This window comes from Rothia sp. 32237D007AR (assembly GCF_053544675.1).
This window is the reverse complement of the sequence record NZ_JBPPUO010000018.1, coordinates 1-16,637: the sequence shown is the minus strand read 5'-3', so window position 1 is coordinate 16,637 and position 16,637 is coordinate 1. Positions and strand designations below refer to the sequence as shown.

At 55.8% G+C, this 16,637-nt stretch carries 14 protein-coding genes and 1 pseudogene; 8 read left to right on the top strand and 7 right to left on the bottom strand.

All coding sequences use genetic code 11. From position 1 onward, the window contains the following. Both ACED87_RS09115 and ACED87_RS09110 read right to left on the bottom strand, forming a co-directional pair. Positions 1 to 847: YhgE/Pip domain-containing protein (locus tag ACED87_RS09115; RefSeq protein WP_449089990.1), on the bottom strand; the 847-nt coding region annotated here is incomplete at its 3' end. A gap of 53 nt (positions 848 to 900) precedes the next feature. Then, positions 901 to 1,509 carry a TetR/AcrR family transcriptional regulator gene (locus tag ACED87_RS09110; protein ID WP_449089989.1) on the bottom strand — a complete coding sequence of 203 codons (609 nt, stop codon included), beginning with the start codon at positions 1,507 to 1,509 and terminating at the stop codon, positions 901 to 903. A gap of 117 nt (positions 1,510 to 1,626) precedes the next feature. Here ACED87_RS09110 and ACED87_RS09105 point away from each other — a divergent pair, with 117 nt between their 5' ends. Next, the gene (locus ACED87_RS09105) at positions 1,627 to 2,955 is read left to right on the top strand and encodes a phospholipase D-like domain-containing protein (protein WP_449089988.1); all 1,329 of its coding nucleotides are present in this window, start codon (positions 1,627 to 1,629) and stop codon (positions 2,953 to 2,955) included. Positions 2,956 to 3,064: 109 nt separating this feature from the next. Beyond that, positions 3,065 to 4,078, top strand: a complete 1,014-nt coding sequence (locus ACED87_RS09100) for a TPM domain-containing protein (RefSeq protein WP_449089987.1) — start codon at positions 3,065 to 3,067, stop codon at positions 4,076 to 4,078. Between the two features lie 37 nt (positions 4,079 to 4,115). Here the strand turns inward: ACED87_RS09100 and ACED87_RS09095 are convergent, their stop codons facing one another. The 4 genes from ACED87_RS09095 to pdxS all read right to left on the bottom strand — a co-directional run bounded on the left by ACED87_RS09095 (position 4,116) and on the right by pdxS (position 6,871). After that, on the bottom strand, positions 4,116 to 4,709 hold the full coding sequence (locus tag ACED87_RS09095; RefSeq protein WP_449089986.1) for a PIN domain-containing protein: 594 nt from the start codon (positions 4,707 to 4,709) through the stop codon (positions 4,116 to 4,118). Positions 4,710 to 4,766: 57 nt separating this feature from the next. Beyond that, positions 4,767 to 5,234 carry a helix-turn-helix domain-containing protein gene (locus tag ACED87_RS09090; RefSeq protein WP_449089985.1) on the bottom strand — a complete coding sequence of 156 codons (468 nt, stop codon included), beginning with the start codon at positions 5,232 to 5,234 and terminating at the stop codon, positions 4,767 to 4,769. A gap of 99 nt (positions 5,235 to 5,333) precedes the next feature. Further along, positions 5,334 to 5,951: a pyridoxal 5'-phosphate synthase glutaminase subunit PdxT gene (gene pdxT / locus ACED87_RS09085; protein WP_449089984.1), complete on the bottom strand. Its 618-nt coding sequence runs from the start codon at positions 5,949 to 5,951 to the stop codon at positions 5,334 to 5,336. Between the two features lie 2 nt (positions 5,952 to 5,953). Next, on the bottom strand, positions 5,954 to 6,871 hold the full coding sequence (gene pdxS, locus ACED87_RS09080; RefSeq protein ID WP_449089983.1) for a pyridoxal 5'-phosphate synthase lyase subunit PdxS: 918 nt from the start codon (positions 6,869 to 6,871) through the stop codon (positions 5,954 to 5,956). Between the two features lie 652 nt (positions 6,872 to 7,523). Between pdxS and ACED87_RS09075 the strand changes: the two genes are divergently transcribed. The 6 genes from ACED87_RS09075 (at position 7,524) to ACED87_RS09050 (ending at position 13,609) form a co-directional block, all read left to right on the top strand. Beyond that, complete coding sequence (locus tag ACED87_RS09075; protein WP_449089982.1) at positions 7,524 to 8,975, top strand: glycoside hydrolase family 16 protein; 1,452 nt, start codon at positions 7,524 to 7,526, stop codon at positions 8,973 to 8,975. Between the two features lie 143 nt (positions 8,976 to 9,118). Beyond that, complete coding sequence (gene pdxR, locus ACED87_RS09070; protein ID WP_449089981.1) at positions 9,119 to 10,699, top strand: MocR-like pyridoxine biosynthesis transcription factor PdxR; 1,581 nt, start codon at positions 9,119 to 9,121, stop codon at positions 10,697 to 10,699. A 61-nt stretch (positions 10,700 to 10,760) separates the two neighbouring features. After that, positions 10,761 to 11,381: a hypothetical protein gene (locus ACED87_RS09065; protein ID WP_449089980.1), complete on the top strand. Its 621-nt coding sequence runs from the start codon at positions 10,761 to 10,763 to the stop codon at positions 11,379 to 11,381. Positions 11,382 to 11,867: 486 nt separating this feature from the next. Beyond that, complete coding sequence (locus tag ACED87_RS09060; RefSeq protein WP_449089979.1) at positions 11,868 to 12,119, top strand: hypothetical protein; 252 nt, start codon at positions 11,868 to 11,870, stop codon at positions 12,117 to 12,119. A gap of 15 nt (positions 12,120 to 12,134) precedes the next feature. Continuing rightward, positions 12,135 to 12,377, top strand: a complete 243-nt coding sequence (locus ACED87_RS09055; RefSeq protein ID WP_449089978.1) for an integrase core domain-containing protein — start codon at positions 12,135 to 12,137, stop codon at positions 12,375 to 12,377. A gap of 542 nt (positions 12,378 to 12,919) precedes the next feature. Continuing rightward, positions 12,920 to 13,609, top strand: coding sequence for a hypothetical protein (locus tag ACED87_RS09050; protein ID WP_449089977.1), 690 nt, complete (start codon positions 12,920 to 12,922; stop codon positions 13,607 to 13,609). A gap of 1,178 nt (positions 13,610 to 14,787) precedes the next feature. Here ACED87_RS09050 and ACED87_RS09045 read toward each other — a convergent pair. Next, positions 14,788 to 15,972: pseudogene (locus ACED87_RS09045) on the bottom strand (IS110 family transposase). Positions 15,973 to 16,637 lie beyond the last annotated feature (665 nt).

Below are 16,637 nucleotides of genomic sequence, written 5' to 3'. Positions count from 1 at the left end.
GGGATGAGGCTCCGTCGTTGACCTGGGTTGCGCCGGATGCGAGGGATGAGGCTCCGTCGTTGACCTGGGTTGCGCCGTCCGACAGGGACGCTGCGCCCGAGGCGAGGGAGGTTGCGCCGTCATTAACCTGGGTCGCACCGTCCGCCAAAGAGGCTGCGCCCGAGCTCAACTCGCTCGTACCGGACTTCAAATCGGTCAGGCCCACCACGAGCTCGTCGGAGCCTTCCTTGGCGCTGGTGGAGCCGTCAGCGAGCTGGCTGGCGCCGTCCGCTGCCTGCCCCAGGGAGTCGTGGATATCGGTGAAGCCCGCGTAGATGTTGTTGAGGTACTCGGTGGACACCTGGCTGGCCAGGGTGTCGGCAACCGCCGTGCCCAGGGAGCTCGCGATATTGCCCGAGATGATGTTGGAGCCGTCATTGGTGGTGATGGTCAGCTTGGCGGTCTGGGCTGCCGCCGCGTCGTTTTCAGACACTGACGCGACGTTCGCAGAGAAGTCAGACGGAATCGTCAAAACAGCCTGGATGTCACCGTTTTTGAGCTTGGTCTGCGCTTCTTCGGCGCTCATGGTCGACCAGTCAAAATTCTGTTTACTGTCGTTGCTCAGAAGTTCATCGGTGAGGTCTTGGCCCAGGTTAAGGGTGCTGCCGGTGGCTGTGGTTGCCGGTGAATCTTCGTTCACAATGGCAGCCGGAACGGCGTCGATGGTGCCCGTGGGGTCATAGTTAGCCCAGGTTAGAATGCCTGCGTAGATCGAGGGGATGATAATGACGGCCAGCAGCACCAGGTACTTCATGGGGCTGAAGCGATGCGGGTGCAGCTTGGGACGTTTAGCGCGTGTTGAGGGCACGGGATCTCACCTACTTTCGGGTTGTTGGGATCGTGAAAAGTCTGTTTCTCGGGTTAGGAAATCACGGCTTGCATCATGTGGGCAAGGTGTTCGCCGGTGGCTTCTGCGGTGTTTTCGCCGGTGAAGTCGGTGGCCAGCCAGCGGACGGCCAGCCAGGCGACCCCGGCGGCAACGAACTGGACGTAGTCGCTGGTCAGATATGGGTTCTTGGCGATGAAACGTTCGGCAACGGCCGGTCGGCTGAGAAAACGGTGGCTGAGGAAGTCGATGAGCTCGGCGACCAGGGAGGAGTTGCCCGAGATGGCCAGCACATTGCGGTAGAAATCCGCGTCGGCCTGCAGCTGTTTGAGCAGGTTGGTGCTGACCTCGCTGGTAAAGACAGCGACGGACGCGGTGGGATTGGCGGGCAGTAACGCGTCGAAGGCGGCGCTGAGTTTGGTGAGGGCCGCGGCGTGAATGAGCTCGTGCACGTCGGCGAAGTGCTGGTAGAAGGTGGGGCGGCTGACCCCTGCGGTCTTGACCAGGGTTGTGACGCTGAGATTGCCTGGGTCGCTGGTAGCCAGGGCCTCGATGGCGGCGTCGATGAGGGCTGCGCGAGAGCGGGCCGGACGCGGGTCGGCGGCGCGGGCGTCCTCTGCGGCGGGTGCCAGGGTGGGGGTCATAGCGGGTATCCTCTACCAACAATTTTTTCTTACAGATGTAAAGTTTACACTTGTAAAAAATATCGGCAAGCGGTGGGTGTGTGAGATAAGAAATAGCTGTCTAGGTAGATTATAGGCATGAGCACACTGCCCCGCCCCCTCGCCTTTGCCGCTCTGGCCTGCGGTGCTGCCGCAGCCGCGTCCGTCCTCTATCACCGCTACAAACCCCTGCCAGCTGGCCTGGGTGTTACCGGGCCCTGGCGAAGCGGGCAGGTAGAGCTGTTGGCAGACCTCACCTACACGGCCGCCGGTGAAAGCTGGTCTGACCAGCAGATTTTCACCGCTGTTGAGGGGGTCATTGAGCGGGCTACAAGCTTCTTGGTGCTCGATATGTTCCTCTTCAACAGCGACTATGACCGCTCCAGCGGGCGCACCTACCCGGCCCTCTCCCAGCGCCTCACCGAGGCCCTTCTTGCCAAGCGGGCCGCCGCCCCCGATATGCCCATCGTGCTCATCACCGACCCCATCAACACCTTCTACGGCAGCTACTCCCTGCCTCATCTAGAGCGACTGCGGGCCGCCGGGGTGCAGGTGGTTGAAACCCGGCTAGAGGCCCTGCGCGACTCCAACCCCGCCTACTCCGGCTTCTACCGGGCGGCCCTGGCGCACCTGCCGGAGCTCCCCGCCGTACTGCCCAATGCCCTGGCACTGGGCGGGCCGCGCGTCTCTGCCAATGCCTACGCCAGGCTCTTTAACTTCAAGGCCAACCACCGCAAGGTGGCCCTGTCTGAGGCCGAGGCTGTGGTGGCGTCTGCCAACCCGCACGACGCCTCTGCGCCTAACTCCAACCTGGGTCTGCGGGTCACTGGTGCTGTGGTGGATGACCTGCTGGCTGGTGCCGGTGCGGGGGACAGGGTCTGCCTGGGTATGTTCTATCTATCGGAACGCGCTGTCATTGCCGGGCTTAAGGCTGCCGCAGCTCGTGGCGCTTCGGTGCAGGTGGTGCTCGACCTCAACATTGACGCCTTCGGCCGCACAAAAACCGGCCTGCCCGCCCTGCCCGTTGCGCGAGAGCTGGTACGCGCCGGGGTTCAGGTGCGCTGGTACGCCACAGGGGGCGAGCAGTTCCACCCCAAGTATCTGGCGCTTCACCGAGGGGCGGACGCTCCCGCCCCGGCAGATTCTGGCAGCTTTGAGCTCCTGGGCGGGTCGGGTAATTTCACCCGCCGAAATATTTGTAATTACAACCTAGAAACCAGTCTGCGGGTGCGCACTGCGGGTGACTCCGCCCTGGCCCAGGAGTTCTCTGCCTACTGGTCCCTAATCTGGAATAACGAACCGGTAGACGGCGCCCAAACCACCTTCACCCTGCCCTACGCAGCCAAGGCGGGTGGGGGCGTCCTAAAATCCACCCTGCAAACCCTGGCCTACCGCGCCCAGGAGGCAACGGGGCTGAGTACCTTCTAGGGATTAGAGAATCATTCTGCCGGGGGAGTTCTTTTATCAGCAGGCTTGTTAAGCTGTCGGTAAGAGCGGGTAAAGAAGCCTGTTACCCGATGCCAGAAAGGACGCAGCCGTGAACCCTCAGGCCGACATCACAAACCCCCGGATCCAGAACAAGAAGCCGCCCCGCAGGCTCGCCGCCCTGCCCGCGGTAGCGGCGGCGGGCGTCCTTGCCCTTGCACCCCTGACCATGGTGGCAGCCGAAGCAGCAGACCTACCTGCTGCGCCAGCGTCCGGCAACATTCGCGACGATGCCAACCTGCTTACCGACGCCGAAGAGAACACCCTCAACGATCTCATCGACCAGAAAAACCGGGGCACCGACCGCGCCCGCTTCGCTATCTATACCACCGACCAAAGCCCCGGCGACCTGCCCGACTACGCCACTGACCTGGGCAACGCCTGGGGCGTCGGCGACCAGGGTAAAGACAACGGGGCTGTGCTGGTCATCGATATGGAGGGCCGTGAAACCTTCATCGCGGTTGCCGACGGTGCTGGGGACTACATCAGTGATTCTGAGGCAGAAACTATCGCCAACGACGTCCTGGGCCCCTACCTTACCGATGGCAACTACGCCGCCGGTCTAGAGACCACCATCGACGAAATCTATGCCGCCGCAGAAACCGAGAGCGCAGATAGCAACCTAATCCTGTGGGGCGTCCTGGGAACCCTGGGCGCTGTTGCAGCAATTATCGTCGGGTGGGTTTTCCGTGACTACCGCAAGGTCAAGCGGGCTGCTGAGGACGAGATGCGCCGCGCTAAAGAAGAAAACCCCGGCCTGAGTATTCCCGACTATATGCGCCGTGACTACATCAAATACCGCTACGCCAACCGCACCGCCCCGTCAGACCCCGACCAGCGCGAGGCCGAGCTCGCTGAGCAGGAAGCGGAGAACAAGGAGACCTACACCCGCTACGCCCCCACCTTTAACACTTGGCTACCCCTCTACGCGACCATGCCCCACCTCTACTCGGGCAGCAATCACGTGCCGGAAAATTTGGGGGCATCAGGGGGTAGCTTCTCGGGCGGCTCGTCCTTCGGTGGTGGCGGGGGCTTTAGCGGCGGCGGTGGAGGCGGACGCTTCTAACCTCCCGGTGTAGTTTCCTGGGGTCGAAGCGGCTTTTCTAGGGGAGCGTATGGATAATATGCTGTTTTAGATAAGTAGCAAACTGGTGCGCCCCTGCTGCTTCCAGCTGTTCGGGAAGTGTGCGAGAGCCTTTCTGACGCTCCCAGTATTTCTCTTGCTTTAGGTAGATAGCTGCGAAAAATTCGCGGGGTGCGTAGTCAGTAAGCTGCATCAGAAAATCATCACAGCTCATAGTTTCATAAGGTAGTTGATCTTCACCCTCTTCTGTCTGGGCAAAGTTGAGCAACTTCTTGTCGTCCGTAATGAGAGCATTAGCGTGAGAGTGCACCGCTGCTGAGTGGACATGTGAATCATCTTTATCGGGGTATCCGAGCGGGGTTGTTACGGGGTAGCCCTCAACCACTACGAGACATTGTTTGATGCGCTCAACGATTTTCTGCCGTACATGATCATCAACATCCGCATGATCCTTACGCCAGTGGTAACCAAACTCATCAAGAATACTCTGTGAGGTGACTACCTGATAGAACTGACTGCCTGATTCGTAGCAGGGCATGAGTACCCAGTCCCGCAAGGTAGTGCTAAGAAGTAGATTGGCATCTACCACTACTTTATAAACATCGTTACTCATAGAAAGATAGTTTACCCACCGTGAGTAACGATGCTTATAGGTGGCTATCACGCTCGTTTAAATAGCGTTGGTCAGCCCTAAATCTAGCTCCAGGTTGCGTAACTCGTTAAAAGCTTGTTCCTGTTTTTCAGTCTGTTCTTTAAGCAGAGCTACTCTGTAGGCATCTACATCTTCAGTGCGAAATCTGAAGTGCGAACCTACTTTATGGGCAGGAACCTTTCCTTCTCTAATAAGTTTCATCAAAGTGGGTCGGGATATTCCAATACGCTTAGCCGCTACAGTGGTGGTAAGGTCCTGGGGGAGAGCTGTGATCTCTACCTTTTGACCGCTCCCGATGATTGCAAGGGCAGTTTTTAGGGTATGAAGTAGTTCTGAGCCAATTTCCTCTGCTCTGGCACCTGAAACTTTCACAGTAATTGAAAGCTTGTCAGATCCTTCGATTTTTTCGAGTAAGCTTCGTGCTTCGCTGGCTGTTGCCGGAGTGGGCACAATAGTCCTTGAGCCTTCTAGCGTTAATGCGCTCATGATATTCTCCTTCATATCTCGGCGGCGAAGGTAGTATCTCCACTCTAGCATTAAGTGAAATAAGTGCAATGGATTTCTTTTATTTCATCTGCATCTTGTTTATATCAGATTTAGCAGGGCCTGGTGCACGGTAGTGTCACCGGTAAGTTCTGGGTGGAAAGAAATCCCCAGAATATGGCCCTGCTGCACTCCCACCACCTGCCCAGCGTGGTGGGCTAGGGCGGTGACGTCCGCCCCCACCCGGGTGACAATAGGGGCGCGAATAAAGGCGGCCTTAACCGGCACCTGCTCGCCTCTACCAGCAAGCTCACCGGTGTCGCCCGCCCCGGTGGCACCCCAGGTCAACTCAGTTTCTGCTGAGTCAACCTGGGAGCCAAAGGCGTTGCGGCGCACCGTCACATCGAGCAGGCCCAGGGTTTGTTGACCGGTGGCTGGGTCCTCAATCTCCTGGGCCAGAAGAATCAGCCCGGCGCAGGTGCCCAGGGTGGGCAGGCCACCTGAGATTGCCTCGATGAGAGGCTGGCGCAGGCCAAAAATCCTCGTCAGCCGGTCAATAGTCGTGGATTCCCCACCAGGAAGCACTAGGGCATCTAGGCCCTCCAGCTGCTCGGGGCGCTTGACCAAAACCACCTGGGCTCCCAGGCTCTCTAGTAAGGAGGCGTGCTCAGCTACCCCACCTTGCAGAGCCAGTACACCAACAACGGGGCGGAAAACCATTCTTACCAGCCGCGCTCTGCCAGGCGGTGCGGTGCGGGCAGGTCTGCCACGTTGATACCGACCATGGCCTCGCCCAACCCGCGGGAAGCCTCCGCAACAGCAGCCGGGTCGTTGTAGAAGGCGGTGGCCTTAACGATGGCCTTAGCGCGGGCCTCGGGGTTGCCCGACTTGAAAATGCCGGAGCCAACGAAGACGCCGTCTGCACCCAGCTGCATCATCATGGCCGCATCCGCCGGGGTTGCTACACCACCGGCGGTAAAAAGGACGACCGGCAGCTTGCCAGTCTCCGCAACCTCGCGTACCAGCTCATAGGGGGCGGCCAGTTCCTTAGCCTTGACGTAAAGCAGGTCGGGGGCAGTGGCGTGCAGGGCCTGCAGCTCGGCAATCTGGGTCTTGATGGTGCGAATATGCTTGGTGGCCTCAGAGACGTCACCGGTGCCAGCTTCACCCTTGGAACGAATCATGGCTGCGCCTTCGGTGATACGGCGCAGGGCCTCACCTAGGTTGGTTGCACCGCAGACGAAGGGTACCTTGAAGGCCTGCTTGTCGATGTGGTTGACGTAGTCGGCGGGGGAGAGCACCTCGGACTCGTCAATGTAGTCCACCTTGAGGTGCTCAAGGATCTGGGCTTCCACAAAGTGGCCGATGCGGGCCTTGGCCATGACGGGGATGGAGACGGCGTCGATGATGCCTTCGATCATGTCGGGGTCGCTCATGCGGGCTACGCCGCCCTGGGCGCGGATGTCGGCGGGCACGCGTTCGAGGGCCATGACGGCTACTGCGCCGGCGTCTTCTGCGATTTTGGCTTGTTCGGGGGTAACGACGTCCATGATGACGCCGCCCTTGAGCATGTCGGCTAGGCCTCGCTTGACGAGGGGGGAGCCGGTGATGGTGGTTTCTGTGGTCTTGTTTTTAGTCATGGTTTCCACTGTGCACTCTCGGGGTGGTCTAAGAATAGTGCCAGTTTCGAACAAAGTTTTTAGACCACAGGGAAAGAGACGGACGCAGGTGAGGCGCTTTGGGGGACAACACGTTTCTTGCTTGCTCCCTTTTTTCTGTGGTGAACATTGTGTGAATCGTTGACATTTACCCTTGTGTCTAGTGTGAACTCTCTTGCGAGGGGTGGCGGGAACCTTTGCCTGAGGCTCTGTCCCCCAAACGCTAAGAATATGCTTCTGCCTGACCAGATTGTGAAGAGGTTTAGGGGACAATCTCCTTGTAAATATTTGAAAAAAATGAGCTAATTTGCTCAAAAAACTCAAGCATGGGGACAAGCCTGAAATTTTCCGTAAAAAAATTTTTTTGGTAAACAAGATACCCTTGATAAGGGAGAATATAATTCCTTCACGAGGAAAGTAGCAGCTTTGTCCCCAGACTGCCTTGTTTTGTCCCCCAAAAGTCCTATAAAGTTTTCAACCGAACCACGAAGAGCTCACCCCAAGCTCACAGGCTCCACCCCAGGAGCTGTGCGAACCCGCCCAGGGTTCACCTCAGATTCCCCACGAATCCACCCCTGACTCTTCCCAAGAGTCTCCCGCCCCAAACAAATACACACGAAAGAGAACCCAAACCATGCTTTCTGTATCCCGCCGCAACTTTCTCTCCCTGACCGCCGCAACCGCTGTAGCCACGGCCCTTGCTACCCAAGCAGCCCATGCAAACACCGGAACTGTACTCAACGGCAATGGCCTGGACTTAGGCGTCCTGCGTTTTACCCCCCTAGCAGACGTCACCTACACCTCCCCCTTCGCCCAGGCTTTCACTGACGCTCAATTCTTCACCCCCCTAGGCGCCACAACCTCTGACGCCCTCGTTGAAGCAACCTTTACCACCTCGCGTCCTGCCGCTGGTAGCGTATACACCCGCGTTATTGCCCGCCGCAAAGCAACCGGTCGTGACTACTACACCGCGATGCTCTCCATCGCTCACAGTGGCACAATGACCCTATACATCGAGCGCGTGATTAATAACCGCACCGTTGTTCTGGGCCAGAAGGTTCTTGCCAGTGTCGCTACTGACCAGGCTTTTTCTTACGAGCTAGCCCTGTCGGTGCGCGCTACCCGCCTAGTTGCCCAGGTCATTGTCAACGGTCAGGCCCTTGAAAGCCTGGTTTTTGATGATAACCAGATTCCTCTACAGGCAACTCCTCGCGGTACTGGTACCGGTATCAGTGTGTACGCAGGTCGTAGCGTCCCCTCCACCCACCTGGTGACTGTGGCTCAGGCTAAGGCAGATAACTGGGGTGAGCACCGTGGCGCTTTGACCGCTGAGGGCTGGGGTGAGCTCATCTTCGAAGATGACTTCAACCATGGTGCAATTGACGGCGCTAAGTGGCGTGTGCGCGATAAGTCCTACGTGGGGTATGACTCCGGTGTTAACCTCAAAGAAGCTGTCACCATGGGCGATTCTTCCACCAAGATTTGGTTGAAGAAACTGGCTGCCCCTGTCACCTATAAGGATGGCAAGGTACGCCAGTGGGCCACCGGCTACATTGACACCATGGGTAAGTTCTCTGCTGAGAGTTTCCGCCTGGAATACCGTGCTAAGCAGCCGGCCTCTACTCCCGCCCACATTGGTGCCTGGGGTGGTATCTGGATGCGCCCCAACAACACCTCTCTTCTTGGTGAAATCGACATCTCCGAGTCCTACGGTTATACCTCTGGCAAGCAGAGCATTGATATCTCTAACCGTTCTGAGGGCACTGTTCACTACGGTCAACAGCAGGGTAATAGGGCTAAGAAGAACGCCCTGATTCCTGTGCTGGGGCAGAACCTTGCTGATGAATACCACACCTGGGCAGTTGAGAAGACTCCGGCCGGTATCACCTTCTTCTTTGACGGGGTTGAATACTTGTTCGTCTCGTCAGAAGATTCTCGCTACCAGGCCGCACTGCCTGCTGGTGAGGAATTCAATATTCGTTTGTGCATGCAGGCAGGTAATGCCTACTGGGGTGGTCTTGCTGAGAGCACCGCAGATTGTGCAATCGAAGTTGACTACGTACGCGTTTGGGAGTACGTAGGTTAGTCAGATCCCTTGGGAAGAATCTGATGCGAAAAGGGGTACCGGCGCCAGCAGCCCGGTACCCCTTCTTGTTGCCTTAAAAGTGGTGCGTGGACGCCGGTGGGCTAGTATCGGGAGAGAATGCAGCCTTGTGAGGGGAGTGTAGTGTGGCGGAGTATTCGCGCTTTGATCAGTTGCCGGTGAGCGTCTCACGGTCGGCGCCGGGGTCTTTGCCCTCGCAGGTAGCTGAGCAAATTCGGTCTTTGGTCTTGGGCGGTTTTTTGCTGGCCGGTGACCCCCTGCCCTCTACTCGTGCGCTGGCTGAGCGCCTGAATGTTTCACGTGGAACGGTTGTTTTTGCCTATGAACAGTTGGCGGGGGAAGGCTATTTAACCAGCGGACGCGGGGGCACCCGCGTCGCAGCCCACCTCGCCTTGGGAGCCTCAGGGCTCTCTGCGCCAGCTCTCTTTGCGGGGGAGACTAGCCCCGCACAACTGCCCATTGTGAGCGGAGAAGGTGGGCGGGCGTCCGCACACACCTCAGCAGTGCATACTGTTCACCCTCACGCGGGCCCTGATGAAGGTATTGATTTACGCCCGGGTAGCCCTGACACCTCTTTAGTGGCAAGTTCTGCCTGGCGGGCGGCCTGGCGGCAGGCGGCAGCTACCCCCGGGGCCGCTTACCCTCCTGCCGGTTCCTATGAGCTGAGGGTGCAGTTAGCTGAGCATCTGCGGCTGATGCGGTCGGTGCTACGCACTCCTGATGACCTGTTGGTAACTGCTGGCACTCGCGATGGGTTCCGCCTGCTTCTTACTGCTCTGCGGCGTAGGGTGTGTAACCGTCCGCTCCGTATCGCAGTGGAGAACCCCGGCTACCCCTCCTTGCACCGCATACCCCTGACCTTCGGTCATGAAATCCTACCTATCCAGGTTGATGAACAGGGCCTTAACCCCGCCTACCTGCCAACGGGAGCGCAGCGGCCGGACATCGTCCTTATAGCCCCCAGCCACCAGTACCCGCTCGGGGCCTCTATGCCGCTGGCACGACGCCTAGAACTTTTAGCCTGGGCACGCACCCACGATGCCCTCCTCGTTGAAGACGATTACGACTCCGAACTGCGCTATGTGGGCGACCCCCTACCAGCCCTGGCCTCCCTTGACCGCCCCCCTCTACCTGGAGGAGCAGAAGCCCACCCGGCCCGCTGGGCATCTGACCGGGTGGTCACCCTGGGGTCTTTCGCCAAGATGCTGATACCCGGTTTAAGTCTGGGGTATGTGGTGGCCCCAAGACACGTTCAAGCTGACCTTCTAGAGCTCCGTACTGATTTGGGTAACCCGGTGTCATCAGTGGTACAAGATGCTATGACCGCTTTCTTAGCAGCAGGTGGGGTGCGCCGCCATACGGCGCGCATGCGCCGGATCTACCGAGGACGCCGTCAGCAGGTTCTCACCGCCTTACAAGAGGTACCCGGCGTAAGCGTGCTACCCATGGACGGGGGCCTGCACACGGTCATATCTCTGCCCGGTGTCGATGCCGCCTGCGGGGCAGCTTTGGAAGAAGAACTGGTGAGCGCAGCCCAAGCCGCCGGGGTGCTGATAGCACCCCTGGGAAACTACTGGTCCTCCCGAGCAGAGACCGGCGAGGGCCTCTACGGGCTGGTTCTAGGGTTTGGTGCGGTCAGCAACCGGAAGCTCGCCCAGGGCCTAGACACCTTGAGCCAGGTACTTAAGGAGCATCTACCGGCATAGACCTATAGAAGAGGGGCGCTGCTACACGGCGGCTTTCAGCCTGGCTGGTTAGACTGGTGAGGTGACTTTTGATTCCCAACACCCCGAATCTGATCAGGCCAGCAGTAGCCAGCAGGCTACGCCCCCGCGTCCTCATGACCCTCTTCTTGCTCCTGCCCTGACCGCCCCCACCCTAGTGCAAGCCCTAGTTTTTCTGGCTTTTGGTCTCACCACGGTTTTCTGGCAGGAACCGACCCTGGGGGTCATTACCGTCATGCTGGGGCTTTACCTGCTGGGGTATGCGGCAGCCTCCTACTTCATCGCCTGCAGACTGCACCAGGTGGGCAGTAGCAGCACAGCCCAGGCCTTTACTTCTATGGCCCTGGTTCAGGCTGCCGGTGGCGTGTTAGTTTTTGTGGCCCCGCGCGGGGAAGTGTGGCTTACTCTCATTGCCGCCGGCGTGCTGGGTTTGACCGGGGTTCTGAAGCTTCTTGCCGGTATGCGCACCCAGGCTGATAACCCGGTAGCCCGCGACTGGAAGCTAGAGGGCATTATTGTGACCCTTTCGGCTGCTGCCCTGCCGTTGGTATCTGACATTGGGGACAAGGCAATTATGGGTACTGCCGGTGGCGGTGCCCTGGCCGCCGGTATCTTCTTAGTAATTGGTGCCCTGTCCTTACGCGCGGACGCCCGTCACAGCTAGGCTGATGCGAGATTTTACATAGTTGTTTATGAGTTGTTGAAAGTTTTTTTACTTACCCATATGTGCTATGGCTTGGTGAAATAAGTGGTTTAGGTGATTGTTTATCTCTATTCAGAGGCAGAGTTGTTTAAGAGTTGTTTTTCTTTGGCTTACTCATAAGGTGGAAACAACTCTCCTATACTGGTAAGTATGACCGTCATAGACACAGCCCATAATGAGATTACCCTCGAATAATGGACACCCGATCAGTGCGGATCTTGTCTCCGCCAGAGAAGATGTTCATTATAAGTCAAACACGCCGTAAGTATACCCCGGAATATCGGGCTGAGGCGGCCAGGCTGCGCCGTGAGTTGGCTGAGGCTCGGATAGATAACGAGTTCTTCTCAAAAGCAACAGCCTTCTTCGCTGCGAAGCAACGACAGCGGAACGATTCGAATTAATACGGCAGGAGAAGGCAAATTACAGCATCAAGCGCATGGCCAGGCTTTGAAGGTATCTCGTTCCGGCTACTACAAGTGGGCCCAGGCACAGCACAAACGCGATTGCGGCGAGGATAGGGGCCAGAACTACGTGGATGCCCTGGATAGGCAGATCAAGAAGATTTGGGATGAATCAGATGAAGTCTACGGCTCACCACGCCAGACAACGGACGTGGTGGAGCGCGCTCTGCGGATGGCTCACATGCTGCGTGGTGAGGTGCCCGACGGTCTGGTGTTCCATGCTGACCGTGGGTGCTAGTTCACCAGTACGCAGATGTGGCAGGTCTGCCAGGAACTGGGGATTGCTCAATCGGTGGGTCGTACCGGGGTGTGCTTTGATAGCGCGATGAGCGAGTCGTTTTGGTCCACGCTTAAGACCGAATTCTATGACTGGACATCGTGGGCCACAAGGAAGCAGGCGCGCAAGGCGGTAGCCCACTGGATTGAGGTGGTCTACAATCGGCGGCGCCGGCACTGGGCCATCGGAATGGTCTCACCCGTTAGCTTCGAGAGCTAGATTATCGAAGGGAAGGCCTCAACAAAGGCGGCCAACACCAAAGCCGCTTAATGACGTGTCCACGATTTGCGAGCAACCCCAATGATTTTCTGTTTGCTTTCGCCCCTGAACTGAACGCAAAAACGTTTGGTTAGTGCCCCTGGTTTGGCGTGCTGATTCTTCCGGCACACCTCATGTATCCAATAAGCCAGGTAGTTCTATTTTGAGTAGCTCACAATAAGAAAACAGTGCGTTGGTTAGCGAAAATGCTGCGCAACTACCTGCTGGGCTGTGGTGGTCTTGAGCGCTGGTGGTTGGGTTGCAGAATGCTCCGTCAGGGCTCGGCGGGGCGACCTGGGCGTCAGTTGGGTGGCATGGCCGTCTAGCACCCTGACGGCATGAGTGTTACGGGGAGTTTCTGGGGTGGGTGTGACTAGGTGTTTTGTTGGAATTGTTATGAAACTTTTATCAACTAATTTGACTTATCTTAAAGTCCTTGATTGGATTGAAGTAATACCCATCACTAGGGGGCGGGCGCCCTAGAGGAAAGGAGGCTCTAACCAATGGTTTTTAGCAAGAAAATTTGTAAAACAAGTTCTTTGCTGTTATCTGCTGTATTTTCGTGTAGCTTTATGCTCGCTACAGTTAATCCTGCAACAGCGGCTACTGAACATAGAGCTATTAATATATCAGCGACTGATAATAGATTCACAAAAGAAATTTTGGCGGCCGAGGGAATCGATTATGAGAGCGCAAAAGAGAAATTAGCAAAGGACTTTGAAATTCTCTTTACGGAAGTTCTTGTACAGGACAAAACCGGAAACTGGGATGTCAATGACCTGAATCACCCTGCTCTAGAGGGACTTTCGTCAGATGAAATTTCTGTTCTTCTCTCTACTCTTAATTCTCCTCCTCAGATAGTAGAATCTGTACCAGTAATTAGCTCATTTCGCTCGGTAACTCCCAGCGCTATCATCAACGACGGATATAAATACACAGAGTGCGTTTTAAGTGGAGCCACGGGGCTTCCTATACCTCCAAGCCTGATTCATGAGGTAGTATCTCACGCTAAGGCCGGAAACTGGCATGCGGTAGCAGAGACATCCTTACGAGGATTTGCAGAGTTGGCAGCTTCAGAGTTGCTAGATACTGCTACCAAAATTGCTTTCAAACAATTTTCAAACACCGTTCCGGGAGTGTTTGCTGCGCGCTTAGTATTACACTCTGGTCTATGCGTAATGTATAACCAATGAACGTTAAATATACACCTAATTACGGTGACTTAGAAAATTTTAGATATGAACGTCTCGCAAGGACTAAATCACGGGCATATCAAATCGCTTGTTGGCAAGGGTACCTGGGAACACATGAATTTTTCTTAGGGCGTTCGATTCGTGGATGGGCGATTCTTTTACACACGATGCTTTCTGCTGGATCCTTTTTAGTGGACTGGAAACTCGGTCTTCTTATGACTATTAGCGTGGCGATTCTCAACGTGGCTTCTGTAAAAACAATTGCTAAAAGTGATCCCGATGATGAAATATACGGCGACCTATGCGGAAGCTTATTTCATAGTTTTCATATGTTGGGTTCTAGGTCTATTGTGTGGGGGACGAACTTTTGGAAGGGGAGAGAGCCTACTGATGCAGATACTAGGACGTAACTAATTTTTTATTTTTTAGGTTGTTGTTTCAGCTGCTCGCTCTTTACGGGCGCGGTAAGCACGCTCTTTTACAGTCGAAACCGCGAGCTTAAAGTGCTTGGCGGTCTGAGTCCACGAGTACCCTAAATCGTCATGATAGGCGCGTATCTCTTCTCGCTCTTGGGCTTTTTCAGCCAGCCAGTCAGCACGGCTACGAGAAGTCCAACGTTGTGCAGTGCGTTCAGAAACACCTACACGTTGTGCAGCTTGTTTAGCCGTCTGACTTCCCCGCGAATAGCGAGCGTAGACACGGGGGGGGTAGTTCTTCAGTGCTCATAGAAACCATTTCCGTTCGCGTGCTTTAGCGGCTCTTACCTTCCCACTTTTCACTCCACCTTTACGGCCGCGTGCTGAATGGATAGCCGTAAAAGTTGCTTCGTAGACAGCAGGGCCGTCGTTCCACAACCGAGATTCCGCGATAATCCACCGCACAATGCTATTAGCAATTTGCTGGGCTTCTCCCTCCGATAACGGGGAATACCGCTGAAATCCGGTCTATGTTGCATGAGCATTGTGAGATGCCTGTGGAGTATCAGTGGCGGAGGTTGATTGTTATGGGTAGTTGTAGCTTAGAGTGCTAGTGTTGATGACGTTATTGGTTTGGAACCGGTGTCGGTAGTTGCTATTGCAGAGCGGAGTAGTAAGTGCCTTGCAGGGCGTTCTATGGATGAGCAGCAGGACGTGGTAGCGTGGCGAAGCCAAGGGTGGGGGGTGCTTCTATAGTTTTCGTCAAGCCCCCACCGACACACGAGACTCATAAAAACACCCATCCCTAAGCATCGCAAACAAAACATTCAACCGCTTACGAGCCAACGCCATCACGCACCTATTATGCCGCTTACCCTCATCTCGTTTCCGGTCATAATAAAGTCGCGATGACGGGTCACCCTTAATCGAAGCAAAGGCCGATAAGAAAAGCACTCGCTTGAGTGCTTTGTTCCCACGCCGTGAGGCGTGGGAACTTTTAATTGAAGTACCAGATTTGCGATCCACCGGCGCGATACCAGCATAGGAAGCTAGATGTGAAGCATCCTTGAAATCCTTACCAACAACTTCGGTAAGAATTCTGGCACTAGTGCGTACACCCATACCCGGCATCGAACGAATCACAGCAGATAATGGATGAGCTTCAACTAGAGTGAATATCTGTTGTTCAGCCTCTGTACGTTGAACCAGAATCAACTCAAGCTAAGACGCTAACGAACGAATAATCTGTGTAGCACTGCTAGTTCCTGTAACAACGACTGTTTGTTCCTCAAGAGCCAGGAAAATCTCATCCGTAAGCTTAGCCGCTAACCGGGGTGCTTTCTTTTTGAGCAAGTTACGTACCTTTATGCGCTTTGCCGACCCTAAGTCAGCTGGTGCAGGGTACTTCTTCAGCAGTTCAGGAACAGCAGGATGTGCCAGCCTTGACCCTAGAACTCGCTCAAGATGCGGATGAATCTGGGTGAGAAAGCCACGCAGACGGTTTGAAACTGCTGTTGCTTGTGCTGCTAGGTCATCATCAAAACCGCAGAGCATGGATAGCTCTGCTGTGGTTTCTTCAGCCACTGTAATGCTGTGTAGGGTATGGGGCATGGTGAGTGCTGTTTCAGCAATGATGTACGCGTCGCGGGCGTCTGTTTTTGCTTCCCCGGGATGTAAGTCGGCTACTCTTCGCATGGTCAGCCCTGGCAGATATGCTACTTCGATGCCCATATCTTGTGCGATGGCTACAGGGAGTGCGCCGATGGTTTTGGGTTGGTCGACAACTAGTAGGACGGCGCCTTGCGTGCTGAGTGTGGTGAACAGTTCTCGGATTTTAGGTTCTGCTTGGGGTAGGGGTTTGTCCCAGATTTTCTTGCCTGTGGCGGTGAGGGCTGTGGCGTGGTGGTTGGTTTTGCCTACATCGAGGCCGAGGTAGATATCGGTCATTCTTCGCACCTTTGTATCGAAGGGGTTATGGTGTGAAGTAACCGGTGGTTCACGAATCTCGCACCCACGTTACATTGGCTTTGGATCGTGCTTCTATTAGCGATGGTTTGTGAGCCGGTTCCCGCCTCGGTGGCGGCACCCCCCGGACCATTGTTTGTTTGGCTGGGGGCATTGAGTCATGTCGGGGTGGGCCGGTTACTTACGCTTCTAGTTTCACCTGTTTTTGGTGTCTTTGTGTGCGCTCTTAAAAGGTAACGGGGCAAGTCAGCCTCCCCTATGCGTGCAATCACCAATTACAAGTATCGTAAATAGGTTTCTTGCCCTCCCTAACAATCTGCTGGATTGTCGGGATACGGTCACGCCACTGCGGATTACTCGGGCGGATACTTTCTAAATCAATGGTTCTTGTAGCAGGAAGCCCGACAACATGGCACTCCCATTGCTGAGCCATGCTTTCGCTACTCATAGAACGCGGATGGTGTTCCCGCAAATCAGCAAGCCCATCACGGTATACCTTGTCCATCTGTCCAACACCCCATAAGGCACGAGCCTTAAGAGTAACTTTAATGGCAATATGCCAATGAGTCTTAGAGGCTTATTCAAAAGTAGACACGCACCCCACACCCACCAACTAGACAACGGCCCCACCCGCGGCAAAAATATGA